18 protein-coding genes are annotated in these 24,659 nt (G+C 72.6%); 5 read left to right on the top strand and 13 right to left on the bottom strand.

The features are described 5' to 3' along the window. Positions 1 to 77 precede the first annotated feature (77 nt). From SVTN_RS35745 to SVTN_RS35735, 3 genes are all read right to left on the bottom strand, one after another. Complete coding sequence (locus SVTN_RS35745) at positions 78 to 2,015, bottom strand: glycoside hydrolase family 5 protein (RefSeq protein WP_245727762.1); 1,938 nt, start codon at positions 2,013 to 2,015, stop codon at positions 78 to 80. A gap of 141 nt (positions 2,016 to 2,156) precedes the next feature. After that, positions 2,157 to 3,347 carry an ROK family transcriptional regulator gene (locus SVTN_RS35740; protein WP_099055255.1) on the bottom strand — a complete coding sequence of 397 codons (1,191 nt, stop codon included), beginning with the start codon at positions 3,345 to 3,347 and terminating at the stop codon, positions 2,157 to 2,159. A gap of 180 nt (positions 3,348 to 3,527) precedes the next feature. Further along, positions 3,528 to 4,196, bottom strand: a complete 669-nt coding sequence (locus SVTN_RS35735; protein ID WP_041132800.1) for a class I SAM-dependent methyltransferase — start codon at positions 4,194 to 4,196, stop codon at positions 3,528 to 3,530. 263 nt (positions 4,197 to 4,459) lie between these two features. Between SVTN_RS35735 and SVTN_RS35730 the strand changes: the two genes are divergently transcribed. Together SVTN_RS35730 and SVTN_RS35725 are read left to right on the top strand one after the other, a co-directional pair. After that, on the top strand, positions 4,460 to 6,046 hold the full coding sequence (locus SVTN_RS35730) for a hypothetical protein (RefSeq protein WP_041132799.1): 1,587 nt from the start codon (positions 4,460 to 4,462) through the stop codon (positions 6,044 to 6,046). Positions 6,047 to 6,501: 455 nt separating this feature from the next. Next, entirely contained in the window at positions 6,502 to 9,789 is a 3,288-nt protein-coding gene (locus tag SVTN_RS35725; RefSeq protein ID WP_078908636.1) for a S8 family peptidase, read from the top strand. 59 nt (positions 9,790 to 9,848) lie between these two features. Here the strand turns inward: SVTN_RS35725 and eno are convergent, their stop codons facing one another. Beyond that, positions 9,849 to 11,156 carry a phosphopyruvate hydratase gene (eno, locus tag SVTN_RS35720; protein ID WP_041132797.1) on the bottom strand — a complete coding sequence of 436 codons (1,308 nt, stop codon included), beginning with the start codon at positions 11,154 to 11,156 and terminating at the stop codon, positions 9,849 to 9,851. Positions 11,157 to 11,354: 198 nt separating this feature from the next. Here eno and SVTN_RS35715 point away from each other — a divergent pair, with 198 nt between their 5' ends. Continuing rightward, the gene (locus SVTN_RS35715) at positions 11,355 to 11,777 is read left to right on the top strand and encodes a MarR family winged helix-turn-helix transcriptional regulator (RefSeq protein WP_041132796.1); all 423 of its coding nucleotides are present in this window, start codon (positions 11,355 to 11,357) and stop codon (positions 11,775 to 11,777) included. Positions 11,778 to 11,809: 32 nt separating this feature from the next. Here SVTN_RS35715 and SVTN_RS35710 read toward each other — a convergent pair whose 3' ends face one another. Further along, entirely contained in the window at positions 11,810 to 12,751 is a 942-nt protein-coding gene (locus SVTN_RS35710; RefSeq protein ID WP_041132795.1) for a nucleoside hydrolase, read from the bottom strand. Positions 12,752 to 13,003: 252 nt separating this feature from the next. Here SVTN_RS35710 and SVTN_RS35705 point away from each other — a divergent pair, with 252 nt between their 5' ends. Then, the gene (locus SVTN_RS35705; RefSeq protein WP_041132794.1) at positions 13,004 to 14,389 is read left to right on the top strand and encodes a M1 family metallopeptidase; all 1,386 of its coding nucleotides are present in this window, start codon (positions 13,004 to 13,006) and stop codon (positions 14,387 to 14,389) included. Positions 14,390 to 14,454: 65 nt separating this feature from the next. Here the strand turns inward: SVTN_RS35705 and SVTN_RS35700 are convergent, their stop codons facing one another. The 3 genes from SVTN_RS35700 to SVTN_RS35690 form a co-directional block, all read right to left on the bottom strand. Beyond that, the gene (locus SVTN_RS35700) at positions 14,455 to 15,960 is read right to left on the bottom strand and encodes an APC family permease (protein ID WP_041132793.1); all 1,506 of its coding nucleotides are present in this window, start codon (positions 15,958 to 15,960) and stop codon (positions 14,455 to 14,457) included. 141 nt (positions 15,961 to 16,101) lie between these two features. After that, positions 16,102 to 17,457 carry an aminotransferase family protein gene (locus SVTN_RS35695; RefSeq protein ID WP_041132792.1) on the bottom strand — a complete coding sequence of 452 codons (1,356 nt, stop codon included), beginning with the start codon at positions 17,455 to 17,457 and terminating at the stop codon, positions 16,102 to 16,104. A gap of 97 nt (positions 17,458 to 17,554) precedes the next feature. Next, complete coding sequence (locus tag SVTN_RS35690; protein ID WP_041132791.1) at positions 17,555 to 19,027, bottom strand: aldehyde dehydrogenase family protein; 1,473 nt, start codon at positions 19,025 to 19,027, stop codon at positions 17,555 to 17,557. Positions 19,028 to 19,258: 231 nt separating this feature from the next. Here SVTN_RS35690 and SVTN_RS35685 point away from each other — a divergent pair, with 231 nt between their 5' ends. Continuing rightward, a complete protein-coding gene (locus SVTN_RS35685) occupies positions 19,259 to 19,876 on the top strand; it encodes a TetR/AcrR family transcriptional regulator (RefSeq protein ID WP_041134599.1) in 618 nt (205 codons plus the stop codon). Between the two features lie 49 nt (positions 19,877 to 19,925). Here SVTN_RS35685 and SVTN_RS35680 read toward each other — a convergent pair whose 3' ends face one another. From SVTN_RS35680 to SVTN_RS35660, 5 genes are read right to left on the bottom strand one after another with little or no spacing between them, the layout of a single operon-like run. Next, entirely contained in the window at positions 19,926 to 20,840 is a 915-nt protein-coding gene (locus SVTN_RS35680) for a LysR family transcriptional regulator (RefSeq protein ID WP_218922697.1), read from the bottom strand. A gap of 51 nt (positions 20,841 to 20,891) precedes the next feature. Next, entirely contained in the window at positions 20,892 to 22,343 is a 1,452-nt protein-coding gene (locus tag SVTN_RS35675) for an aspartate ammonia-lyase (RefSeq protein ID WP_052499499.1), read from the bottom strand. Continuing rightward, positions 22,340 to 23,482, bottom strand: coding sequence for a M20 family metallopeptidase (locus tag SVTN_RS35670; RefSeq protein WP_041132789.1), 1,143 nt, complete (start codon positions 23,480 to 23,482; stop codon positions 22,340 to 22,342). Before SVTN_RS35670 ends, SVTN_RS35675 begins: the two co-directional genes overlap by 4 nt. 8 nt (positions 23,483 to 23,490) lie before the next feature. Then, complete coding sequence (locus SVTN_RS35665) at positions 23,491 to 24,165, bottom strand: DUF1028 domain-containing protein (RefSeq protein ID WP_041132788.1); 675 nt, start codon at positions 24,163 to 24,165, stop codon at positions 23,491 to 23,493. Beyond that, positions 24,162 to 24,656 carry a RidA family protein gene (locus tag SVTN_RS35660; RefSeq protein ID WP_218922696.1) on the bottom strand — a complete coding sequence of 165 codons (495 nt, stop codon included), beginning with the start codon at positions 24,654 to 24,656 and terminating at the stop codon, positions 24,162 to 24,164. The genes SVTN_RS35665 and SVTN_RS35660 overlap by 4 nt, the downstream gene beginning before the upstream one ends. Positions 24,657 to 24,659 lie beyond the last annotated feature (3 nt).

Below are 24,659 nucleotides of genomic sequence, written 5' to 3'. Positions count from 1 at the left end.
CTGAGGCCGCGCCGTACAGACGAAGACTCCGGCCCGCCGAGGTGCGTCGGCGGGCCGGAGTCGGTCGAGCGGGCGGATCAGGAGAGCGGGCGGCACAGCAGGGCGTCGGGGACGCCGCCGTGGTTCCACTTCCAGGTGTAGGCGACGCCGGCGAGGTACTCGTCGTCGCGGCACTGGCCCTTGTAGTAGCCCGGCGCCCAGTCGCTGGCGGTCGAGCCGCCGGTCGCGGGCCGGTTGTCGCCGTGGTCGAACCAGAGCACGCGTCCGCCGGTGGGCAGGGCGGTGGCCGCGGGGGCGCACAGGAGGGCCGCCATGGCGGCGCCCCGCACGCTGTAGCCGACGGCGAAGGTGCGGTCGGGGCACTGGAGCTTGCTGTAGCCGCTCGCCCAGTCGCCTCCGGTCACGTACCGCTCGTCGGTGACGACGGTCCAGGCTCCGCTCGCCTTGGCCGGCTGCCCGGCGTCGGTGCACAGACCGCGGCCGCTGCTGCGGGCGAGACCGGTCACGCGCTGGCTGTCCGGGCAGTTGCCCTTGCGGTTGCCCGGGGACCAGTCCGGCTTGGCGAGCATGGTGGCGGAGACGTCGTAGTCGGCGTGGTCCAGGTCGAGCATGTTCCAGCGCGGGGCGTCGGCCACCCTGCCGGTCTTGCCGGGGGCGTTGACGAGCTTGTTCCAGTCGGTGGCGCGCCAGTCGCCGGCGTCCATGACGCCGAGCCGGGTGCCGTCGGCGCTGTAGTTGACCATGGCCCAGTTGTCCTGCGGCGTGCCGTTCGCGTCGGTCCAGCCGACCAGCGGCCAGATGGCGAAGTCGGCGTCGTTCCGCACCAGGATGTCGGTGAAGTTGGTGAACCAGGCGCGTTCCCTGGCGTCGACGTCCCCGCGGCCCGCGGCGCCGAACTCGCTGATCCACACGGGTGCGGTGAAGTGCTGCCCGGACCGGGTGACGAACAGGGCCTCGTCGTCGACGGCCTGGGCGAGCTGTGCGGGGGTGAGCTCCTCGTAGCGGAGGTCGTGCGTCTCGCCGGTGCCGGTGGCGCCGGTGTGGTTCGGGCCCGTGTAGCCGTAGAAGTGGGCCGCGTAGACGAGCTTGTCGGAGCGGATCAGGGTGTTGGACAGGGTGGCGACCGGGGTGAGCATCGGGCGGCCGTGGGGGGTCAGATCGGTGGGTATGCCCTGCCAGTTGATGCCCTCCATGATGACGAGCATGTCGGGGTTGGCCTGGAGGATCTTGTTGCCGGCCTCTTCCATGGCCTTGTTGAGGTCGTGTTCGTCGCCCCAGCCCCAGTTGGGGTCGTCCCAGGTGTCGCGGCGGACCTCGTTGCGCAGGTCGGCTCCGACGACCCGCTTGTCGGCCTGGTAGCGCTTGGCGAGGAAGACCCAGTCGTCGATCCACTCCTTGCTCGACTGGCCGCTGTTCCAGCGCTCGTTGCCGTCCAGGCCGCAGCAGAAGCGGTAGCTGGTGGTGTGGTTGTTGAGGATGACGGCGAAGCCGTCCGTGGTCAGGGCCGCGACGACGGCGTCGAGCACCTGCAGCGGGGTCTTGCCCTTGAGCTGCGGGTTGGCGGCGACGGCCGAGTCCGGTACGACGCTCGTGTCGTGGACCAGCGCGTTGGCGAAGGGCAGCCGGATGCTGTTGAGGCCCAGGGCGTGGAAGTCGGCCAGGATGCCGGCGATCGGCTTCCTGTCGAGGCCGAGCGGAATGTTGTGCGACATCTGCCGGGCCTGGTGGTTGGCGACGTCGCCGACGTCGCCGCTGCCCTGCCAGGTGCCCTGCGCACCCGCCCAGTTCCCGGACTTGAGCTTGAACCGGTCGCCGTCGGCGTCGACGACGTACCGGTCCCGGGTCGACAGCGGGGCGGTCCACGAGGCGGCGAGCTGCGCGCCGGTGAGGGCCGGGGGCGGCGCCGTCCCCGTGTCCGCGACGGCGGCGTTCGGGGTGAGGGTGCCGAGGAGGAGTGCGGACGAGGTGGCGAGGACTGCGGTCGCGCGTCGGAGCAGGGTGAAGCGGGGTGTCACGGGGGCTCCTTACGGGTGGGGACGTACCTGCCTTGTGCGTGGTGCGGGAGGGTGCGTGGTGCGGGAGGTCGGTGCGGTGTGCGGGTCGGCCCCGTCTGCCTGGTGAGGAGAGGGGTGTCGTACGCGAGGGCTGCGGGATGTTCAGCCGGCGCCGGTCGTGGTGGTGACCGCGTACTGCGGGAAGAGGGCCTGGATGGCCACGGCGGCACCGCCGCGGGCCCAGTCCTCCCAGGGGAGCGGCCGCAGCGACAGCGGGCAGCGGGAAGCCGCCCCGAAGGCGTGTGCGGCGTACGCGTCCTGGATGTGGCGGCTCAACAGGTCGTAGGCGTCGACACCTTCGCCGCTGACGACGACCCGCTCCGGGCCGACGAGGTTGACGAGCGCGGAGATGCCGACCCCGATGGCGTGTCCGGCGCGGGCGAAGGCCTCGCGGGCCGCCGGATGGTCGCCCCGGGCCAGGTCGGCGACCTCGCCGAACGTGAGGTGCGGGTTCCCGGTGGCCTGCCGGACTTCCGCGAGGATCGCGTCGGTCGAGGCGATCGCCTCGACGCAGCCGCGCGCGCCGCAGCGGCAACGCGGGCCGCTCGGGTCGACGCAGAGGTGTCCGACCTCGCCCGCGACCCCGTGAGCGCCCCTGAGGAGCTGCCCGTTGACGACGAGGGCGGAGCCGATGCCCGCGCCGATGGTGACGAGGGCGAAGTATTCGGTGCCGATGCCCTCGCCGAACCAGTGCTCCGCGACGGTCAGGGCCCTGACGTCGTTCTCGACGGTGACGGCCAGGCCGGTGGCGGCGGTGAGGAGTTCGGCGAGCGGGACGTCGCGCCAGCCGAGGAGGCCGGAGTGGCGGAGCCGGCCGCCGTCCCGGTCCACGTCCCCGTTCACCGCGACGCCGATGTGGCGCGTACGGGACCGGAACGCGGGTTCGGCGTCGAGGAGTTCGCCGACGAGCCCGGCGGTGAGGGCGGCGGCGGCCTCGGGGGTGCAGTCGTCGAGCGGGCGGACGGCCGTGGCCCGGATCCCGGCCCGCAGATCGCACACGGCGCCGAAGACCTGGTCGGAGCTGATCTTCAGGCCGATGAAGTACTCCCGGTCGGGGGCGACCGCGAGCGGGTTGACCGGCCGGCCGGCGCCGGGTGCGGTGCGCTCCGGCGGGAGTTCGTACAGATAGCCGTCGTCGATGAGGGGCCTGGCCGCCTTGGTGACGGCGGTCGAGGAGAGTCCGGTCCTCCGCGCCAGTTCCACTCGGCTGAGGGGGCCCTCCGCGAGGAGCAGGGCGAGGACCGCGGTCTCGGCGGGTGCACTGACCAGAGGCTGGGCGCGATGTCGCAACACGCGAGCAACATAGAGCAAATAAATAACTTACTCCAGTATTGATTTGACGCCTCGTCATGTGATCGTCCGGCCATGGGTCAACCGCCGACCGCCCGCATCCCCGGCCCCCGGACCCCGACCCCCGGCCCCCACCCCCCGACGAGCAGCCGTACGCCGGACACGCGGAGGGCCGTCCGGATCTCAGCCGAGGCGCTTGGCCATGACGACCACGCCCGGGCCGACGTGTTCGTCCGCGGGGAGCCGGAGTTCGGCGACCGGGTGCAGGCCCGCCTTCTCGATCAGGTCCACGAGTTGCTCCGGACGCCACTGGTGGGTCGTCCAGCTGACGGAGGCGACTCCGTACGCCTCGGTGCGCTCCAGGTCCTCGTCGCCGACGTGCGTCGCGGCGATGAGGTGTCCGCCCGGCTTCAGGGCGCGTGCGAACATGCCGAGCACCTGCGGCAGGATCTCGCGGGGGAGGTTGAAGAGCGACCACCAGCCGAGCACGCCGCCCAGGGACGCTTCGGCCAGGTCGAGTTCCGTGGCGGAGGCGACGTCGAAGCGGCACTCCGGGTGGAGCCGGCGCGCGTTCTCGATCATGCGGGGGGAGAGGTCGACCCCGGACACGTCGAGTCCGCGCTCGGCGAGGTACGCGGTCACCGTTCCGGGGCCGCAGCCGACGTCGAGGACGGGCCCGAGCCCGCCCACGCTGTCGGCGAAGGCGTCGATCGACGCCTTGAGCCACGGGTGGCGACGGATGTCGCCGATTCCCGTCGTCACCACCATGTCGGCGTAGCTGTCGGCCACCCGGTCGTACGACTCGCGGACGACGTCGAGATCTGCCGGACGGTCAATACGGTGAGTGCGCATCCGCCGATGATAGGAGGGCGCGACGGCCTGCCGTGTGGATCTTGTGCGGATCGGCGGCAGGTCTTGTACCGAGCGGGCGTCCCCCGACCGTCCCCCGGCCGTCCCCCGCGTCGACCTCGGTCGTGCGATACGGGCATTTCGCCTTCAAGTGCGCCATAACTCCACCCCATTGACGGTATATCGATCAAGTTTGCGTTTCGCTTCGGCGCTCTGGAACCCTCCGTTCGACTTGTCCGACACATGACCAACGGAGGCAACCCCGTATGCCCTCAAGGCGCATACGCCGCGCCTGGCTCACCGCAGCCGCCGCGGCCTCGCTCGCGTTCACGGGCCTCACGGCTCCGGCCCAGGCCGAGGACGTTCCGCAGGACTTCACGGTCCAGGAGCCCCTCGCGGCCGAAACCGCCCCCTCCTCGTTCGCGGCCACCGCCTGGAGCTCGCCCGGTGGCGCGGCCTCGCCCGGTGACTTCACGATGTCGCCCGGCGCGCTGAACGCCGAGACCGCCACCCGGGTCGCCCGCCTCGACGCGGTGCTCCCCAAGTCGGGTGTGCAGAACCTCCTGGCCGGGGCGAACCGCACCGTGACGCCGTGGTGCTCCCGCGACCCGTTCGGCACCGCCACGGATCCGGACATCAAGTACTGCCTGCAGAACGACGACTCCACCTCGCAGGAGTGGGTCCCCCAGGGTTTCTCGGGCGTCTCCGACGCCCAGGACGACGAGCTGTGGGGCACGGCCGGGAACATCCAGCTGTTCGCCTCGTACGACGGCTGGGACCCGGGCCGCGAGACCGACCCGGACCCGGCGACCGGCGACTGCACCGCGGCCGAGCTGGCGGCCAACGACGCCTGCAACCAGAAGGGCGTCCGTATCACCTTCGTGCAGAGCCGCACGAACCCGGCCACGGGCAGCCCCGAGGTCAAGTACCGGCACGTCCTGCTGGGCTGGACCTACATCAACTCGGCCGACCACGTCTCCTTCGACGGGCTGCACGCCTCCGAGTACCCGATCCAGAAGGGCGTCCACGCCGGCGGCATCGTCTGGTACGGCAACTACCTCTACGTCGCCGACACCCGCAACGGCCTGCGCGTCTTCGACATGCGCTACATCATGGACCTGGACCCGGACGGCGACCCCACCACGCACGACGCGATGGGCAGCGACACCGACGGGGTGCAGACCACTGCCAACACCGAGGACAAGACGAAGGTCGGCCGGCACGACAACGTCTGGTACAGCTTCGGCTACCGCTATGTGATGCCGCAGGTCGCCGCCTGGAAGTTCAAGGCCGCGCAGGGCAATCCCGCGGGTTCCTACGCCTGTGTCGACACCGGCGCCCCGAAGGCCTCCTACATCTCGCTCGACCGCAGCACCACCCCGGACCGCCTGATCATGGGTGAGTACTGCCGTCCGCAGAGCGGCTACCCGTCCACCGGCCGCATCGCCTCCTACTCCGTCGCGGACCTGGAGAGCCGCTCCGCCGACGCGACCGCCCAGGGCTGGGCCAACTACCTGCCGCTGACCAACGGCGGCGCCCAGGGCGCGACGGCCTACAACGGCACGCTGTACGTGAACGAGTCGAAGGGCACGGACGAGCCTGGCAACCTCTGGCGCTTCAACTGGAGCAACGGCCAACTGGTCACGAAGGGCCAGGCCGTCAAGACCGCCCGGGGCGCCGAGGACCTCTACTTCGAGCGCGGCACGGGCCGGCTGTGGTCCCTGTCCGAGCACCGCCCGGGGTCGGCCACCGACTGCACGGCGAACCGGGACGCCGCCGACCCGGTCGGCACGGACTACTGCCAGCGGGTGCTGTACGGGCACAAGCTGAGCTGGCTCGACGGCCGGCCGTAGCCCGGGCCGGAAGTCGTCCCCGCCGTACCCGGACGGAGAGCCGTTCCATCCGGGTACGGATACGGCCAAGGGGACGGGCGCGCTTCCGGCGCACGGGGACCGGCCCCCGACAGGCCCGCGGGGCCTGGCCGGGAGCCGTCCCGGCCCACACCGCTGTCGCGCAAGGATCGCCCCGCCGTCATCGTCCCGTCACACCGTCATCGTCGCCCCATCGCACTCCGCCACCGCACGATGGCTTGAAACCATGTGAATCGACTCCCCCCTCCCCCACCCGCGTTGATCACGTCTTTCTCTCCTCACATACTGCGCTGACCGGCGGCAGGCGTCTTCGTACCCCGGCCGGAATCGACCATTCGACCTCATCCCAAGCTCCTGGGGGAGACTTGCGCGCACACGTGCAGAGAGCACGCGCCTTCACCGTCGCAGCGGCCACATCGGTGGCCCTCGTCGCAGGCATGACCGGACCCGCCACGGCGACGACCGCACCGGACACCACCTCACGCATCGGCGGCACCCAGCGGATCCCGCTCGTCACGGGCGACCGCGTGGTGGTGGACGCCAAGGGCCGGATGGTGGGCTTCGAGTCCGCCAAGGGCCGTGAGCACATACCCGTACAGGTGCAGCGCACCGGGGACCACACGCTCGTGGTGCCCGCCGACGCGCGGCGCCTGATCGCCACCGGCCGCCTCGACCAGCGGCTCTTCGACCTCTCCCTGCTCACCGACCCGCGGCTGCGCAAGAGCCACCGCGACGGTCTGAAGTTGATCGTGCAGTACGAAGGGGGCGCCGGCGCCGCACGCGCCGAGGTCCGCGCGGCCGGTGACACCCGGCTGCGGCGTACGTTCCCGACGATCGACGCCGACGCCGTCCGTACGTCCCGGGACGACGTGGCGAAGGTGTGGGAGGCGCTGACCAACCCTCAGGCCGGCGGGCTGCGCGCCGTCGCCTCCGGCATCGACAAGGTGTGGCTGGACGGGGTGCGCGGCGCGAGCCTGGACCGCAGCGTCCCGCAGATCGGCGCCGACAAGGCCTGGGAGTCCGGGTTCGACGGCACGGGCGTGAAGATCGCCGTCCTCGACACCGGCGTCGACAAGACCCATGACGACCTGAAGACGCAGATCGTCGGCGAGAAGAACTTCTCCGCCTCCGCCGACGCCGTGGACCGCGTCGGGCACGGCACGCACGTCGCGTCCATCGCCGTCGGCACCGGCGCGAAGTCTGGCGGCCGGTTCAAGGGCGTCGCCCCCGGCGCCAAGGTGATCAGCGGGAAGGTCCTCGACGACGAGGGATACGGGGACGACTCGGCAGTCATCGCGGGCATGGAGTGGGCCGCCGCCGAAGGCGCGGACGTCGTCAACCTCAGCCTCGGCGGCCCCGACAGCCCCGGCGTCGACCCGCTGGAGGCGACGGTCGACCGGCTGTCCGCCGAGAAGGGGATCCTGTTCGCGATCGCGGCGGGCAACGAGGGCGAGTCCGGTGCGTCGAGCCTGGGTTCGCCGGGCAGCGCGGACGCCGCGCTGACCGTCGGCGCCGTCGACAAGGACGACAGGCTCGCGCCCTTCTCCAGCACCGGCCCGCGCGTCGACGACGGCGCCGTCAAGCCCGACGTGACCGCGCCCGGCGTCGCCATCACCGCGGCGGCCGCCGCCGGCAGCGCCCTCGACACGCGCCCCGGCATTCCGCACCCCGCACCGGGCTACCTCCAGCTCGACGGCACCTCCATGGCGACCCCGCACGTCGCGGGCGCGGCCGCGATCCTGAAGCAGCGGCACCCCGACTGGAAGTCCGCCGAGCTCAAGGGCGCGCTGACCGGCTCCGCCGAGGACGGCGGCTACACCGCCTTCCAGCAGGGCGCGGGCCGGATCCGGGTCGACGAGGCGCTCGCCCAGAGCGTCGTCGCCGAGCCGGTGTCGCTGAACTTCGGCACGGCCCTCTGGCCGCACGCCGACGACAAGCCCGTGACGAAGAAGGTCGCCTACCGCAACCTCGGGGCCACGGACGTCACCCTCGACCTGTCGGTGTCCGCCCTCGACCCGTCGGGCAAGCCCGCCCCGGCCGGGTTCTTCGCGCTCGGCGCCTCGAAGGTGACCGTGCCCGCGGGCGGCACCGCCGAGGTCGACCTCATCGCCGACACCCGGATCGGTGACGTCGACGGCGCCTACTCGGGCTACGTCACCGCCACCGGCGCGGGCCGGTCCGTCCGCACGGCCGCGGTGGCCGTCCGGGAGGCCGAGTCGTACGACCTCACGGTCCGCACCCTCGGCCGCGACGGCACCGACGCCCCGAACTTCTCCACCACCCTGACCGGCGTCGGCGGGCCCGCCGCGAACTTCCAGGCGCGCGTCGACAACGAACCGGGCGCCCACACGATCCGGGTGCCCAAGGGCTCGTACACGCTCAACACGGCCGTCTACCAGGACCCGTCGGACTACACGGCGGGCACCGACTGGATCGCCCGGCCGAAGCTCGACGTCTCCGCCGACACCACGGTCGTCGCCGACGCCCGCACCACCAAGCCGGTGGACCTCACCGTGCCCGGCCTCGACAAGGCCGACTACGCGGGGACGTACTACGAGCGCGCCACCGACATCGGCCGGGTCGGCAACGGCTGGGTCCTGCGGGGCTTCACCGGCTTCCGCACCGCCCACCAGGGGCCGGCCGTCACCGACGGCTCCCTCCTGCAGACCTGGGACGCGCACTTCCTCAAGGACGCCACCAGCCAGTACTCGGTGGCCTTCGGCGGCAAGGTCGACACGGTCGCGACCGGCTACACCCGGCACGTGAAGGCGGACGAGCTGGCCACGCTGAAGGTCGGTCTCGGCGCCTCGGCGCCCGGGAAGACCGCGCTCGCCTCCCCGTACGCCCATCTGCCGGGCGCGCCGGAGGGCAACGGCTTCTCCGCGCCGCAGCCGGCGCCGGGCACCCGCACCTTCTACGTCTCCACCGCCGACGGCGCCACCTGGCTCACCCGGTTCAACCAGCTGGGCGCGCCGGACCAGTGGGGCTACCCGGCCTTCGAGGGCGCGTACGAGATGGTCCGGCCGAAGCGCTACGAGGCCGGCAGGACGTACCGGGAGACCTTCAACGCCGGTGTCTTCGGGCCGCTCCTGGGCGAGGGCATGGGTGTCTTCCGTACGGCTCCCGACCCGGCGACGGGCGAGCAGCAGCTCGTGGGCGCCGTGCCGCTGTTCACCGACGGCCAGGGTCACCTGCCGGCACTCCCGTACCTCTCGGCCACGACCACGCTCTATCGCGACGGCGTGAAGATCGCCGAGAACGACGATCCGCTGAGCGGCTCGAAGCCGTTCGCGGTCGACGCCGCCGACGCCGAGTACCGGCTGACGACGTCCGCGGAACGGCCGGCGAAGGTCGCCGGGGTCTCCACCCGGATCGAGACGGGCTTCACGTTCCGCTCGAAGCAGGTCGCGGCGACGACGCCGCTGCCGGTGTCCACGGTCCGCTTCGGTGCGCCCGTCGACCTCGCCTCGCGGATCCCGGAGCGCACCACGGTCCTGGTCCCCGTGACCGTGCAGGGCGCCGCGGCCGGGGCGAACCTGAAGTCCCTGGCGGTGTCGGTGAGTTACGACGACGGGAAGACCTGGCAGCCCGCGAAGGTCGTGGGCGGCCTGATCTCCGTGAAGAGCCCGGCGAAGGACAGCGGCGTCTCGTTCTCCGCCAAGGTCACGGACAAGCAGGGGAACACGTCGACGCTGACGATCCACAACGCGTGGCTCGGCAAGTGACCGATCGAAGCTGACGCGGCGTCACCACCTCGGGTGGTGACGCCGCTTCGGCGTGTGCGTCAGGCCCGCCGCAGTGCGGAGCGGCCCGCGAAGCGCGCCGAGTCGCCCAGTTCCTCCTCGATCCGGATCAGCTGGTTGTACTTCGCCGTGCGGTCGGAGCGGGAGAGCGAGCCGGTCTTGATCTGGCCGCAGCCGGTCGACACCGCCAGATCCGCGATGGTGGTGTCCTCCGTCTCGCCCGAGCGGTGCGACATGACGGCCGTCCAGCCCGCCCCGTGGGCCGTGGCGACGGTGGCCAGCGCCTCGGTCAGGGTTCCGATCTGGTTGACCTTGACGAGGACCGAGTTGCCGACGCCGGTACGGATGCCCTCGCGCAGCAGCGTCTCGTCGGTGCAGAACACGTCGTCGCCGGTGAGCTGGCAGCGGTCGCCGACGCGGGCGGTCAGCTCGCGCCAGCCGTCCAGGTCGTTCTCCGCCATCGGGTCCTCGATGGAGACGATCGGGTAGGTGTCGATGAGCTTGGCCAGGTAGTCGGCGTTCTCGGACGGGGTGCGGCGCACCCCTTCGCCCGCGTAGTCGTACACCCCGTCGCGGAAGAACTCGGACGAGGCCGGGTCCATGATGAGGCCGATGTCCGTGCCGGGGCGGTAGCCCGTGCGCTCGATGGCGGACATCACGAAGTCGAGCGCCTCCTCGGCGGTACGCAGCGCGGGCGCGAAGCCGCCTTCGTCGCCGACGCCCGTGGAGTGCCCGGCGGCCAGCAGATCGCGGCGCAGGGTGTGGAAGACCTCGCTGCCCATGCGGACGGCCTCGGCAAAGGTGTCCGCGCCCACGGGCGCGATCATGAACTCCTGGAAGTCCAGCGGATTGTCGGCGTGGGCGCCGCCGTTGACGATGTTCATCATCGGCAGCGGCAGGAGGTGGGCCCCGGGCCCGCCCAGGTAGCGGTAGAGGGGCAGGCGGTGGGCCGCCGCGGCCGCCTTGGCGGCGGCGAGGGAGACGCCGAGGATCGCGTTGGCGCCGAGCCGGGACTTCGTGGGCGTTCCGTCGAGGGCGACGAGCGCGGCGTCGAGACCGGCCTGGTCGGCCGCGTCCCGGCCGCGGACGGCCGCCGCGATCTCCCCGTCGACGTGGGCCACCGCGCGGTCGACGCCCTTGCCGTGCCAGCGCGCGGAGTCTCCGTCGCGCAGTTCCACGGCTTCCCGGGCGCCGGTGGAGGCGCCGGAGGGGACGGCCGCGCGCCCCAGGGACCCGTCCGTCAGGACGACGTCGACCTCGACCGTGGGGTTGCCGCGGCTGTCGATGATCCGGCGGGCGGTGACGGTCTCGATGGTGGCGTCGACGGTTCCGGCTTCCTTGGTGGACATGGTGGTTCCTCCCCGTGGTGGCGTGCCGTGGCCCCGGCTGCGACAGCGCTGGCGCTGAGCCCGACAGACACAGACTCTACAGCAATGCTGTTCAGTTTCCCTGTTCAGTTTGGCTGTACAGCATGGCTGTGTTCGCCGTCCGGCATTGCTGTGCAGGTCAGCCGCACGGCGCGGTCGGCGCGCGGGGTAAAGTGCCGTATGCCCACCCCGGAAGCCGCCGCCATCGCCACCGAACTGCGCACCGCGATGGGCAAGCTCACCCGACGCGTCAAGGACGAGGACCGCATCCCGCTCGGCCAGGCCGCCGTGCTCGGCGCGCTCGACCGGAACGGCGCCATGACGACCAGCGACCTCGCCGCCGATCAGCGCGTGCGCCCCCAGTCGATGGCCCGCGCGGTGGGTCTGCTCATGGAACAGAACCTGGTCACGCGCCGGGCGCACCCCACGGACGGCCGCAAGTCGCTGGTCGAGCTGTCGGACGCGGGCCGGTCCGCACTGGAGGCGGAGCGCGGCCGCAGGGCCGGCTGGCTCGCGCAGGCCATCGAGGCCGAACTCACGGATGAGGAAAGGGCGTTGCTGGCGCGGAGCGCCGCCCTGCTCGAGCGGCTCGCGGCACGCTAGGGCCGGTCCGACCCCGATCCGCCGGACGGGACCTAGCCGCCCAGCACCCGTACGGCCTCCACGATCAGGTCCCAGAACGCGTCCGTGTCGACCTCCATGCCGACCTCGGTGTCGGCGGGTCGGCCCGTCACCCCGTGCAGGTCCACCACCGTCGCGCCCCGCGTGTGCGTGCCGTTCAGCTCCACCGTCACCGCCGCCCGTGCGAGGCTGACGAGGGACGGGTTGATCAGGTGGGCGACGGTGAGCGGATCGTGCAGCGGGGGCGCGTCGAAGCCGTACACCTCGCGGTACGTGGACGCGAAGTAGGTGAGCAGGTCGACGCAGAGCCCGCTGAGCGGGGTGCCGAGCGCGGCGATCCGGGCGACGACCTCGGGGGTGGCCCGCACTTGGTGGGTCGCGTTGAGGCCGAACATCGTCACCGGCCGTCCGCTGCGGAAGACGATGTCCGCCGCTTCCGGATCGCAGAGGACGTTGAACTCGGCCGCGGGCGTGGTGTTGCCGCGTTCCGTCGAGCCGCCCATGAGCACGATCCGCTCGATCCGGTCGGCGAGCTCGGGGTGGGCGAGCAGGAAGACCGCGATGTTGGTGAGCGGCCCGGTCGGTACGAGCGTGACCGGCGCCGGGTGCGCGAGCAGGGTGTCGCGGATGAGGGTGAGGGCGTCGCGCGGGTCCTGCGGGACGTCCGGCTCGTCCTTCGCGAAGCCGGGCCCGTCGAGACCGGAGTCGCCGTGGATGTTCTCGGCGACCCGGGGCGGTCCGTGCAGCGGCCGGTCGCGGCCCGCCGCGATCGGTACGCCCCGGATCCCGGCCGCCGAACAGACCCGGCGGGCGTTGAGCGTGGTCTTCTCCAGCGTCTGGTTGCCCGCGACGGTGGTGATCGCCAGGAGGTCGATCGCGGGATGCGCGGCGGCCAGGAGGATGTTGAACGCGTCGTCGTGACCGGGATCGCAGTCGAGAATCACGGGAACCGGCATGGGTTCACCGTCCCACATCCGGCGCGGTACGCGAAGGACGCCGCCTCAGGAAACGGACGTGCTGCCGGTTCCCGAGGTCGGGGCCCGGGAAGTTCACGTACGCGGCGTCCGTCCGCGGGCGATGCCGGAGGGCGCGGTGGGCGGTACGGGTCCGGGCCAGGAGCGCGGCGACCGGCCGCGAGGGTCCGCGTGCCTTCGCGGCGTCCCCGGAACCCTCCCGTCCGGGCGTACGGGCGTTCTAGCGTGCGGGGCATGACCTCGCTCAGGCACTGGCGTGCGCCGTTGCTCGCCCTCGCGGCCGTTCTGCTGCTGCTCCCCCGGACGGCCGCCGCGGAGGAGCCCGCGGCCGTCCCCGAGGGGGCGGCGACACCGGACCGCCCCTCGTACGACGTGTCGCTGCGCGCCGACGCCGACGGCTCGCACTGGACCGGCCACCAGACGGTGTCGTTCCGCAACTCCTCCCGTACGCCCCTGCGTTCGGTGGACGTACGGCTCTGGGGCAACGGCACCGACGGCTGCGGCACCCCGGGCGAACCCTCCCCGGTCCGGGTGAGCAAGGTCGCCGGCGGCACCCCGCGGGCGCTCACCGTCGGCTGCACCGCACTGCGGATCGATCTGCCCGCGCCACTGCCGTACCGGGCGCGGACGAGCGTCTCCTTCGACGTCGCTCTCACCGTCCCGGCCCGTGTGCACCGCTTCGGCCGGGACGGGGCGTACCGCTACCTCGGCAACGCGCTGCCGCTGCTCTCGGTACGCGACGCGCAGGGCCGGCACCTCGACCCGGACGTCGGTTTCGGCGAGAGCTTCTACACCCTGTCCGGTGACTTCCGGGTCGTGCTCGACCACCCGAGCACGCTCGTCGTCCCCGCGACGGGCACCACCACCCGGCACGCGGGCGCACCCGGCCGGACGGTCAGCACCAGTGTCGCGCACGGGGTGCGGGACTTCGCGTGGGCGGCGGGCCCCTTCCGGTCGAAGTCGGTGACGACGCCCGGCGGCGTGCGGCTCAACGCGTACTGGACGGCCACCACGTCCCGTACGGGCGTCGACGCCGGCCTGAAGGACGCCGCCGGCTCGGTCGACGCGTTCGGGAAGCGGTTCGGACGCTATCCGTACGGGGAGCTCGACCTGGTCATGAGCGACCGCCTCGACGACTTCGGCAGCATGGAGTTCCCGGGTCTCGTCCTGCTGTGGACCGAGCCGGAGGCGTCGGGCGCCGTGCACGAGATCGCCCACCAGTGGTTCTACGGCATCGTCGGCAACGACCAGTTCTCCTCGCCCTGGCTGGACGAGTCCTTCGCCCAGTACGCGACCCAGTCGTACTACCGGGAGCCCACGGCCGGCTGCTGGGAGGACCAGGGCGAGTGGCCCAGCGACACGGCCGCCCTCACCCGGTCCATGGGCTATTACGCGGACGGGCACCGTTCCGAGTACGTCCGGGTCGTCTACATGCGCGGCGGCTGCGCCCTGCACGACCTGGAACGCGTCCTGGGCGGCAAGGCGATGGCGGCCATGATGCGCGGCTACGTACGGGACCACTGGCGGGGCGTCGCCACCACCGCGGACTTCAAGCGCGCGGCGCAGGCGGCGACGGCGAAGGACCTCGGCCCGTTCTGGAGGCGGCACCGGATCCTCTGACGACGGAACCGACGCCGGGCGGGACCGTACACGGCCCGGCCCGGCGTCCGGCGTCCGGCATCCGTTCAATGCGACGGTTCGTCGCCGTGCATCGGTGCGTCGGGGCCCTCCCTGCGGGCGATCGCCAGGCCGACGGCTCCGACCAGGAGCAGCACGGCGACCGTGCCGAGGGTGAAGGCCTCGAACGCCGCCCGGGACATGCCCCAGATGTCGTCGAAGGCGTACTCGATGCCGAGGAGCGCCTCCAGGGTTCCGGGGAAGAGGGCGCACCAGGAGCCGACGAGGATCCAGGCGTAGACAAGGACCGCGCAGGTCATGAAGCCGCGGTTGCCGAAGGGGACGCGGTAGGGCCGTACGACCTCGGGTCGGCGCAGCCGGAGCAGGACGAGGGCGGGGACGATCACCAGGTAGGACAGCAGGAGCGTGGTGACCGCCACGGTGAGGACCACGGCGAAGACCGCGCCCGCGTCGCCCTCCGCGACCCGCATGGCCACGATCATGAAGACGGTGGCCACCGCTCCGGAGAGCAGGTTGGTGCGCACGGGCGTGCCGAGCCGGGGGTGGAAGGCGCCGAGCCTGCGGGTGAAGGAGCCTCCGTCGGCGGCGGCCATCGCCTGCATGCGGTCGCTGACGATCATCCACGCGCTGCCCTGGGTGAGGAGGGCGAGGACGAACATGACGGCGGTGAGCGTCAGGAGCGGACCGGCCGCGGGGCCGTAGATGCCGAACACGAGGCGGGCGCCCTCCATGAAGCCGCCGATGCCGGTGACCTGGTGGGCGGGGACGACGGCGAGGAGCGCGAGGACCGGCAGCAGGTAGCAGCAGGCGGCGACGGACGCGGAGCGTCCGAGGGCGGCGGGCACGTCGCGCTGCGGGTCGTGCATCTCCTCGCCGGCGGCGTTGGGGGCCTCGAAGCCGACGTAGGCGAAGAGCAGGATCGGCACGAGGGCGAGGAATCCGGCCGTGGTCGGGGCGAAGTGGGCGTCGGTGAGGCCGTGGAAGCCGTGTTCGAGCCCGTAGAGCAGGGCGGTCAGGGTGAACACCGCGAGGGTGAGGACCTTCACCGCGGCGCCGAGGGTGGTGATCCATTTGCCGCGGCTGAGGGAGACGACGGCGGTGAGGATGGCGGTCCACACGAACAGCAGCTTGAACGTGTAGTCGGCGAAGGTGCCCGAGCCGAGGTGGAAGACGAAGCCGTCCCAGGTCTCGGCGGCGAGGAAGACCAGGGAGCCGCCCAGCCAGATCGGGTTGGTCACCCAGTAGAGCAGGGTGGTGAGCGCGGCCGCCGAACGGCCGAGGGTGAGCTTGACCCAGACGTACGGGCCGCCCTCCTGCGGGAACGCGGCGCCGGTCTCGGCGAACAGCAGGGCGTAGGGGACGAGGAAGAACAGCGCGAGGGCCGCCGTCCAGGTGGCGGCCTCGCCGCCGCCGGTGGCGATCTGCCCGACGGTGTCGAAGGAGATGACGGCGGCGATGGCCAGGGCGGTGATGTCGAGGCGCTTCAGGCTGCGCCGCAGGGCGGTCGTGGTGTGGGGAGCGCGCGAGTCGGTGGACGACAGGTGGGAGGACACGGGCAGTTCCTAGCGGGGAGAGGGGTACTGCGAGCAGGCGCGAGCGCGGTGACGGCGTGGCGGCGTCCGCGCACGAGCACGGTGACGGCGTGGCGTCCGTGTCGGGGAGGCCCGGCGGGGCACCGGGCCTCCCGGGCGGTGTCAGGCGGGGCGGATCTCGCCGGTGGGCGTGGTGCGCTCCAGGACGCCGCGCAGCGCGGTCGCGACTTCCTTGGCCTCGGTCTCGGTCATGACGAGCGGCGGGGACAGGACCAGGCTGTGGGCGGAGTCCCGCACGATCACGCCGGCTTCGCGGCGGATGACGTCGTGGGGCATGCGGGCCGGGTCGAGGGGCAGGGGTGCGCGGGTGGCGCGGTCCTGGACCAGTTCGACGGCCAGCATCATGCCGACGGAGCGGATCTCGCCGACGATCGGCAGGTCGCCCAGCTGCGCCTTCAGTTCGCCGTGGAGGAAGGAGCCCACGCTCGTGGCGCGGGCGAGCAGCCCCTCCCGCTCGATGATGTCGAGGTTGGCGAGGGCGACGGCGGTGGCGACGGGGTGGCCGTTGTACGTGTAGCCCATGGGGAAGCCGTGGTCGCGCAGGAGCACCTCGGCGAGGCCGTCGCTCACCAGGAGGGCGCCGAGCGGCACGTAGCCGGAGGTGATGCCCTTGGCGGTGACGATGATGTCCGGGGTGACGTCGAAGTACTGGGCGGCGAACCACTCCCCGACCCGGCCGTACGCGGTGACGACCTCGTCGAAGACGAGCAGGATGCCGTGCCGGTCGAGGACCTCGCGCACCCGGGGCCAGTAGTCGGCCGGCGGGACGAGCATGCCGCCGACGCCCATGATGGGCTCGCCGATCATGGCGGCGATGTTCTTCGGGCCGATCTCGGCGATGCGCTCCTCGAGTTCGCGGATGAGGAAGTCGGTCGGGTCCTGGCCGTCGTAGAGCTCGCTGCGGTACGGCCACGGGGGCGTGAGGTGGGAGACGTGCGGCATCATCGGGGCGAAGCCCTCGTGGTAGACGGGGAAGCCGGTGGCCGAGCCGCCGCCGTAGCCGATGCCGTGGTAGGCCTTGCTGCGGGCCAGGATCCACGTCCGGCTGCCCTCGCCGCGCCGGTGGTGGTAGTAGCGGGCCATCTTGATGGCCGCCTCGTTGCCCTCGGAGCCGCCGGAGGTGAAGTAGACGTGGTTGAGCGGGTCGGGGGCGATCTCGGCCAGGCGGGCGGCGAGCTCAATGGCCGGCTCGTTGGAGAACTCCCAGAAGCTGGTGAAGTACTCGAGCTTCTTCATCTGCTCGTGGGCGACGTCGGCGACCTCCTCGCGGCCGTGGCCGATCTGGGCGAGCCAGAGGCCGCCGGTGGCGTCGAGGTAGTCGCGGCCCTCGGTGTCGGTGAGCCGGCAGCCGGATCCCGAGGTCATGATCACGCGCTCGGTGGCGGTGCCCGGCAGGTAGGGGTGGATGATGTGCGCCCGGTCGAGGCGGGTCAGGTCTGCGGTGTGGTCGCTGGTCATGGTGGTGAGTCCCTTGCTGGGGTGAGGGTGTCGGTGCAGGTGTCGGTGCAGGTGTCGGGTCGGGTGCTGCGTCGGCGTCGTTCCGGTCGCCGGCGGGTCAGCCGTACGCGATCCAGGTGGTCTTCAGGCCGGTGTACTTGTCGAAGGAGTGCAGGGAGAGGTCACGGCCGTGGCCGGACTGCTTGAACCCGCCGAAGGGGGTGTACGGGCTGAGCGCGTCGACCGTGTTGACGGACACGGTCCCGGCGCGCAGGGCGTCGGACACGCGGTGGGCGCGGCCGAGGTCCCGGGTCCACAGGGAGGCGGCGAGGCCGTAGGCGGAGTCGTTGGCGAGGCGGATCGCCTCGGCCTCGTCCCGGAAGGGGAGCACCGTGAGCACGGGGCCGAAGAGCTCCTCCCGGACGAGCGGGGCGTCGGGGCCGAGGCCGGTGACGACGGTGGGGTCGAGGTAGGCGCCGTCCCGGTCGGGTCGCGTGCCGCCGCACACGAGCGTGCCGCCCGATGACCGCACGGCTTCGAGGACGCGTACCGCCTGGGCCTCGTCGACGAGCGGTCCGAGGCGGGTGGCGGGGTCGAGCGGGTCGCCGGGCAGCCAGGTGCGGGCGTGTTCGGCGACGCGGGCCGTGAACTCCTCGGCGACGGAGGCCTCGACGAGCAGCCGGGTGTTGGCGGAGCACACCTGCCCGGCGTTGTAGACGAAGCCCCAGGCGGCGCGTTCCGCGGCCGCGTCCAGGTCGGCGTCGGCGAAGACCAGGTGGGGGCTCTTGCCGCCGGCCTCGGGCCAGACCTGCTTCATGTTGGACTCGGCGGAGTAGGCGAGGAACCGCTTGGCCACGGCGGTGGACCCGGTGAAGACGAGGGTGTCCACGTCCGGGTGGAGGCCGAGCGCCCGCCCGGTCGTCTCCCCCGGGCCGGGGACGACGTTCAGCACGCCGTCCGGCAGGCCGGCCTCCGCGGCGAGCTCGGCGAGGAGCAGGGCAGAGAGCGGGGACTGCTCGGCGGGCTTCAGTACGACGCTGTTGCCGGCGGCCAGGGCGGGCGCCAGCTTCCAGCTCGCCAGGTCGAGGGGGAAGTTCCAGGGCACCACCGCGCCGACGACGCCCAGCGGGGCGCGGCGCACGAGGGCCAGGTTGCCCGGCGGGGCCGGGGCGACCTCGTCGTAGAGCTTGTCGACGGCCTCGGCGTACCAGGCGAAGACGCCGGCCGCGCCGGGGACGTCGGTGCCGTACGACTCCGCGATGGGCTTGCCCATGTCGAGGGTGTCGCAGAGGGCGAGTTCCTCGCCGTGCTCCTCGATGAGGCGGGCGAGGGCGAGCAGGACCCGCTTGCGCTCCGCGGGTGCGGTGCGCGACCAGCGGCCGTCCTCGAAGGAGGTACGGGCCGCGGCCACGGCCCGGTCGACGTCGGCGGCGGAGCCGGCCGCCACGTGGGCGGTGGTCTTGCCGGTCGCGGGGTCGACGGTCGGGATCCACCGGTCGTCGGTGGGGTCGGTCCACGCTCCGTCGATGAACAGGCGCGTGCGGGGCGTGAGTGCGGCGGCGCGCTGCTGCCAGTGGGCGTACGTCTGCATGGTGTGGCCTTCGATTGCGTCGTGGGACGTGGGCGAGCCGGTGCCCGTGCGGGGGACGGGGAGGTGCGGCCCGGGCGGTGTGCGGGGGCGGCGGAGAGGGAGAGGAGTCCGGCAGGGAGCATCCGCGCCGACTTCTTTGAGTTGGGATTCAAACAATTGGTGAACCGGCCGTCAATGCTCTGGACGAGAACTTCTTGCACAACCTGATACGGGCATCAGAGAATGGGCGTCATGAGGAAAGCGGGCAGACCACGCGACCAGACGGCACGACGGGAGGCCCTGGTCTCCGCCGCGGGACGGGCCATCGCGGAGCGCGGCCTAGAAGGCCTGCGCATCAAGGACATCGCGGAGGCCGCGGGCGTCTCCCAGGGCTCGGTCCTGTACTACTACCCCGAGCTCGACGACCTCGTCCTGGAGGTGCACCGGGACGCCGTGGAGGGCTATCTGGCCTCCCGGCAGCAGGCCTACGACGAGGCGGCCCCCGACGATCCCGCCGCGCGACTGCGGGCCCTCCTGGACAGCGGCCTGCCGAGCATGACGGACGACCCGGTCCACGGGCTCCTGTACGAGCTGCACCGGCGCGCCGGCCGCAGCCCGGGCCACGCCGAGCTGATGGCCTCGCTCTTCGCCCGGGAGGTCGCGCTCTACACGACCGCCCTCGCGGTGGGCGCCGCGACCGGCGGTTTCACGCTCGCCGCGCCCGCGTCGGACCTGGCGCACGGGCTCGTGGCCCTGGAGGACGGCTACGGACTGCACATCGTCAGCCGCAACGCCGCACTGCGCCCCGACAGGGCCCGTGAACTGCTCCTGGCCCACGCCCGGACGGTGACGGGCCGCGCCGACCTCTGAGTCCGGACGGCGACGGGCCGCGCCGGCCTCTGAAGCGCGAGGTCGCCGTTCAGGCCCCGGCGGGCCGGGCGGCGATCTCCCGCAGCAGGTCCATCACCGCGCGGGCGCGGGCGGTCTGCGCCACGCCCCCCACCGTGGCGAGCTTGACCTCGAGCGGCGGGCCGCCGTCCCGGAGCCGGAGCTCCGCGATCTCGCCGCCGCCGTACGTCTGGCTGGTCGCCGGCCGCTGGTTGAGCACCGAGTAGCCGAGTCCGCGCGCCACCAGGGAGCGCACGGTCTCGTAGCTCTGGGTGCGGTAGCGCACGTCGGGCGCGGTGCCGGTGGCGGCGACCAGCGAGCGGAAGTAGTCGCGACTGTGGGGCAGGTCGAGGAGGACGAGCGGTTCCCCGGACAGTTCGGCCAGCTCGACGCCGTCCCGGCCGGCCAGCGGGTGATCGGCCGGGACGATGACGTACGCCGGGGCCCGGGCGACCGTCTCGGCGTCCAGGTCCGGCTCGGCCGACAGACCGAGGTCGTAGGTGAGCGCGAAGTCGACGCGCCCCGCCGCCAGGGCCTGGACGAGCTGGTCCGACTCCGCCTCCACGACGTCGAGCTCGATGCCGGGATGGCGCCGGGTGCACTCGCTGAACAGGGCCGGCAGATAGTACGGGGCCAGGGTCACGAAACAGCCGACGGCCACCGGCCCGGACAGGGACTCGCCGTCTCCGCGGGCCTCCCGCTCGACCTCGCGGGCGCGGGCGAGGAGCTCCCGCGCCTGCTGCCGGAGCCGCTCCCCGGCGGGGGTGAGCACGAGGCCCCGGCCCCGCCGGCGGATGAACAGCTGGACCCGCAGGTCCTGCTCCAGGTTGTGGACGGCCGTGGACACGGCGGACTGCGCGATGTGCAGCTCGGCCGCCGCCTCCGTCATCGAGCCGCGCTCGGCGGCCACGAGGAAGTAGCGGAGCTGGACGAGTGTGAAACCCACTGGTGACGTCATGCGTGGCCCTCGCGCCTGGTGATCCGGTCGGTTCCGACCTTATGCGGCGCCGGTCGGCGACAGGCCCGTCAGGGCTGCGGGGCTCGTCAGCCCGTCGAGTTCCGCCTCGGTCAGCAGCGCCCGCTCGCGTACGAGGTCGAGCGCGGGCCTGCCGGTGTGGTGGGCCTCCAGGGCGAGGGCGCAGGCGGTCTCGTAGCCGAGTGCGGGGCCGAGCGCGGTGACGAGACCGGTGGAGGCGGCGACGGTCTCCGCGAGCCGTTCCCGGTTGGCGGTGATGCCCCGCACACAGTGCTCGGTGAGGACGCCGATGCCCGCGGTGAGGTGGTCGAGGCCGGCGCCGAGGCTCCGGTGGATGACCGGCCCGAAGGCGTTGAGCTGGAGCTGGCCGCCCTCGGCGGCGAGGGTGACGGTCACGTCGTTGCCGATGACCTCGAAGGCGATCTGGTTGACCGCCTCCGGGATCACCGGATTGACCTTGCCGGGCATGATGGACGAACCGGCCTGCCGTGCGGGGAGGTTGATCTCGCCGAGTCCGGCCCGCGGCCCCGAGGACAGCAGGCGCAGGTCGTTGCAGATCTTGGACAGCTTCACGGCGACGCGCTTGAGCACCCCGGACAGGTGGACGAAGACGCCGACGTCCTGGGTGGCCTCGACGAGGTCGGGCGCGGACTGAAGCGTCGGGATGCCGGTCAGCCGTCGCAGGTGTTCCACCGCGCGCTCCCGGTAGCCCGGGCGGGCGTTGAGTCCGGTGCCGATCGCCGTGCCGCCGAGGCCGAGCTCGTGCAGCAGCGGTCTCACCTCGGCGAGCCGCTGCTCGTCCTCGGCGAGGGTGGCGGCGTACGCCCCGAACTCCTGGCCCAGCGTCATGGGCACGGCGTCCTGCAGCTGGGTGCGGCCCGTCTTCAGGACGTCGGCGAACTCGGCGGCCTTGTCCTCGAAGGCGCCGCGCAGGCCGGCCAGGGCGCGGAGCAGCTCGCCGACGTGTGCGTCGAGGGCGAGTCTCAGGGCGGTCGGGCAGACGTCGTTGGTGCTCTGGCCGAGGTTGACGTGGTCGAGGGGGTGCAGGACCGCGTACTCGCCGCGGGAGCGGCCGAGCAGTTCGAGGGCGCGGTTGGCGATCACCTCGTTGGCGTTCATGTTCGTCGACGTGCCCGCGCCGCCCTGGAGGAGGTCGACCACGAACTGCTCGTGGAGCGCTCCGTCACGGATCTCGGCGCAGGCGTCCGCGATCGCCGTGGCGCGCGTGCCGTCCAGGGCGCCGACCTCGGCGTTGGCGCGGGCCGCGGCGCACTTGACCGCCGCGAGGGCGCGGATCATGTGCGGGCGGGAGGCGAGGGTCTCCCCGGTGAGGGGGAAGTTGACCAGCGCCCGGGCGGTGTGCGCGCCGTAGTAGGCGTCCGCCGGCACGTCGACGTCGCCGAGCATGTCGTGCTCCGTCCGGTACGCGCGGTCCGGCGGGACGGTTCGGCTGGGGTCGGGGGTCGGGGTCATCGGGGTCCTTCGGACGGTCGGGAGTCGAGTGCTCGGTCCACGCCGGTCCAGGCCAGCGCGATCGCCCCGTCGAGCAGGGCACGCTCCGCCGTCCCGCCCACGCAGTACGCGGCGAACTCGTGCTGGTGGTTGGTGGCGGGCAGGGAGCCGATGCCGATGTACGGGTGGATCGCGGGCACGACCTGGGAGACGTTGCCCATGTCGGTGGAGGCGCGGCTCATCCGTGCGGCCTGACCGGGCGGCGCGAACTCCCGTCCCAGGGCGAGGGCGTTCGTGCGGTAGTGGCCGAGGGCGGTGGCGTCGGTGCGGAACTCCGCGTACGGCTTGCTCTCCGGCTCGATCCGGAGCTCGCAGCCCGTCGCGAGGGCCCCGGCCTCGAAGGCCCGCATCACCCGTGGTTCGAGTGCGGCGAGTTCCGCGAGCGTCTCCGCCCGTACGTACCACCGTCCGGTCGAGCGCTCCGGGATGGCGTTCGGGGCGTCCCCGGCGTGGGTCACCACGCCGTGCACCCGGGCGGAGGACGGGAGTTGCTGGCGGAGGAGGCCGATCGCGACCTGGGCGACGGTGAAGGCGTCGGCCGCGTTGATCCCGGCCTCCGGGTAGGCCGCGGCGTGCGCGGACTTCCCGGTGTAGGAGATCTTGGAGTGGCTGACCGCGAACGGGCGGGCCTCGGCGACGTCGACCGGCGCCGGGTGCACCATCATCGCGAGGTCCACCCCGGCGAAGGCACCCCGGTCGAGCAGCTCGATCTTGCCGCCGCCGCCCTCCTCGGCCGGGGTGCCGTAGACCTCGACGGTGAGGCCGGCGTCGTCGGCGACGGCCGCGAGGCCGAGCGCGGCCCCGACCGAACTCGCCGCGATGAGGTTGTGCCCGCACGCGTGGCCGAGGCCGGGCAGCGCGTCGTACTCGGCGCACAGGGCGATCCGTACGGGCCCGCTGCCGAACCGGGCGTGGAACGCCGTCTCCAGGCCCAGGTGGGAGGAGGTGACGTCGAATCCGGCCCGGTCGAGGAGTTCCGGCACGGCGGCCGCGGCCCGGTGCTCCTCCCAGGCGGTCTCCGGATCGGCGTGCAGCCGCTCGGAGAGCGCGATCAGCTCCTCGGCCCGGCGGTCGACCGCCCGCCGGGCGGCCTCCTTCATGTCCCCCGTCACTGGTCCCCCGGGACGCCGTACGAGGGTGCGGAGGCGGGGTCGAGTCCGCGCCGCACGTAGTCGTCGCGCTGCGGCAGCCAGACGTCGAGGAGTTCGCCGAGCCGGTCGACGGGGTCGTCGGCCCAGTCCACCCGCAGATCGGTCACGCGCCAGTCGACGTCCGCGACCACCGCCAGGCCCGCGGAGTGCACGGGCCCCTCCTCGCCGCCTGCCGCGACGGCGGCCTTCAGGGCGGTGAGGAGACGCTCTTCGAGCTCCCCTTCGGCTGCGGCGTAGGCGTCGAGGAGGACGCCGGGGATGTGCGTGCCGGACAGCATGTTGCCTGCGGCGACCGCGCCGTCCGCGGTGGCCGAGGCGTACGTGCCGAGCGTCCGCGCCCCGCTGTGCGCGAAGCCGGGACCGGAGCGGCCGAGGACGGTCAGCTGCCGGTACGCGATGGTCTCGGCGTTCCGGGCGGCGCCGGTGACGTCGGCCAGGGCGCGTTCCGGGTCCGCGTGCTCGGCGAGGCCCGCGAGGAGGCTCGTGCCGAGCGTGGGGTCGGTGATGTTCTGCGAGGTCGCCGCGCCGACCCCGGGCCGCAGATGGGCGACCCGGGCGAAGACGGCCGGACTCGACGAGCTCGCCACGACGCCGAACCGCGCACCGTCGCGTACGAGAAGGGAGAAGGTCATGCCCGTGCCTCCTCGGGGATCACGGCGATCGCGTCGATCTCGCACAGCCACTCCGGGCGGGCGAGGGCGGAGACGACCAGACCGGTGGAGATGGGGTGCACGCCCTTGGTCCAGCGGCCGACGGTGCGGTAGACCGCCTCGCGGTAGCGGGGGTCGATGAGGTAGATCGTCAGCTTGACCAGGTGCTCCATGCGGCTGCCCGCCTCTTCGAGCAGCATCTTGATGTTGGCCATGGCGCGCTCGGCCTGGGCCTCGGCGTCGCCGATGCCGACGGATTCGCTGGTGTCGAGGTCCTGGCCGATCTGGCCCCGGACGTACACCGTGTTCCCGGCGACGACGGCCTGGCAGAGGTCGTTGTCGAGGTTCTGCTCGGGATAGGTCTCGCGGGTGTTGAACGGGCGGATCCGGGTGTGACCGCCGGCGACGATCGGGGCGTTCGGGGCCGTGTTCGAGGTCGTATCCGGGGCCGTGTTCGGGGTCGTGGAGGTCATGGT

This window comes from Streptomyces vietnamensis, assembly GCF_000830005.1.
GTDB lineage: Bacteria > Actinomycetota > Actinomycetes > Streptomycetales > Streptomycetaceae > Streptomyces > Streptomyces vietnamensis.
The sequence above is the reverse complement of the archived record's forward strand: the minus strand, read 5'-3'. Positions and strand labels throughout refer to the sequence as shown.

Coding starts and splice junctions, on each gene's coding strand:
- SVTN_RS35730 (WP_041132799.1), top strand. CDS start 4,460: ATGCCCTCAAGGCGCATACGCCGCGCCTGGCTCACCGCAGCCGCCGCG.
- SVTN_RS35710 (WP_041132795.1), bottom strand. CDS start 12,751: ATGCCGGTTCCCGTGATTCTCGACTGCGATCCCGGTCACGACGACGCG.
- SVTN_RS35705 (WP_041132794.1), top strand. CDS start 13,004: ATGACCTCGCTCAGGCACTGGCGTGCGCCGTTGCTCGCCCTCGCGGCC.
- SVTN_RS35675 (WP_052499499.1), bottom strand. CDS start 22,343: ATGACCCCGACCCCCGACCCCAGCCGAACCGTCCCGCCGGACCGCGCG.
- SVTN_RS35715 (WP_041132796.1), top strand. CDS start 11,355: ATGCCCACCCCGGAAGCCGCCGCCATCGCCACCGAACTGCGCACCGCG.
- SVTN_RS35660 (WP_218922696.1), bottom strand. CDS start 24,656: ATGACCTCCACGACCCCGAACACGGCCCCGGATACGACCTCGAACACG.
- SVTN_RS35685 (WP_041134599.1), top strand. CDS start 19,259: ATGAGGAAAGCGGGCAGACCACGCGACCAGACGGCACGACGGGAGGCC.
- SVTN_RS35670 (WP_041132789.1), bottom strand. CDS start 23,482: ATGAAGGAGGCCGCCCGGCGGGCGGTCGACCGCCGGGCCGAGGAGCTG.
- SVTN_RS35690 (WP_041132791.1), bottom strand. CDS start 19,027: ATGCAGACGTACGCCCACTGGCAGCAGCGCGCCGCCGCACTCACGCCC.
- eno (WP_041132797.1), bottom strand. CDS start 11,156: ATGTCCACCAAGGAAGCCGGAACCGTCGACGCCACCATCGAGACCGTC.
- SVTN_RS35735 (WP_041132800.1), bottom strand. CDS start 4,196: ATGCGCACTCACCGTATTGACCGTCCGGCAGATCTCGACGTCGTCCGC.
- SVTN_RS35725 (WP_078908636.1), top strand. CDS start 6,502: ATGACCGGACCCGCCACGGCGACGACCGCACCGGACACCACCTCACGC.
- SVTN_RS35665 (WP_041132788.1), bottom strand. CDS start 24,165: ATGACCTTCTCCCTTCTCGTACGCGACGGTGCGCGGTTCGGCGTCGTG.
- SVTN_RS35695 (WP_041132792.1), bottom strand. CDS start 17,457: ATGACCAGCGACCACACCGCAGACCTGACCCGCCTCGACCGGGCGCAC.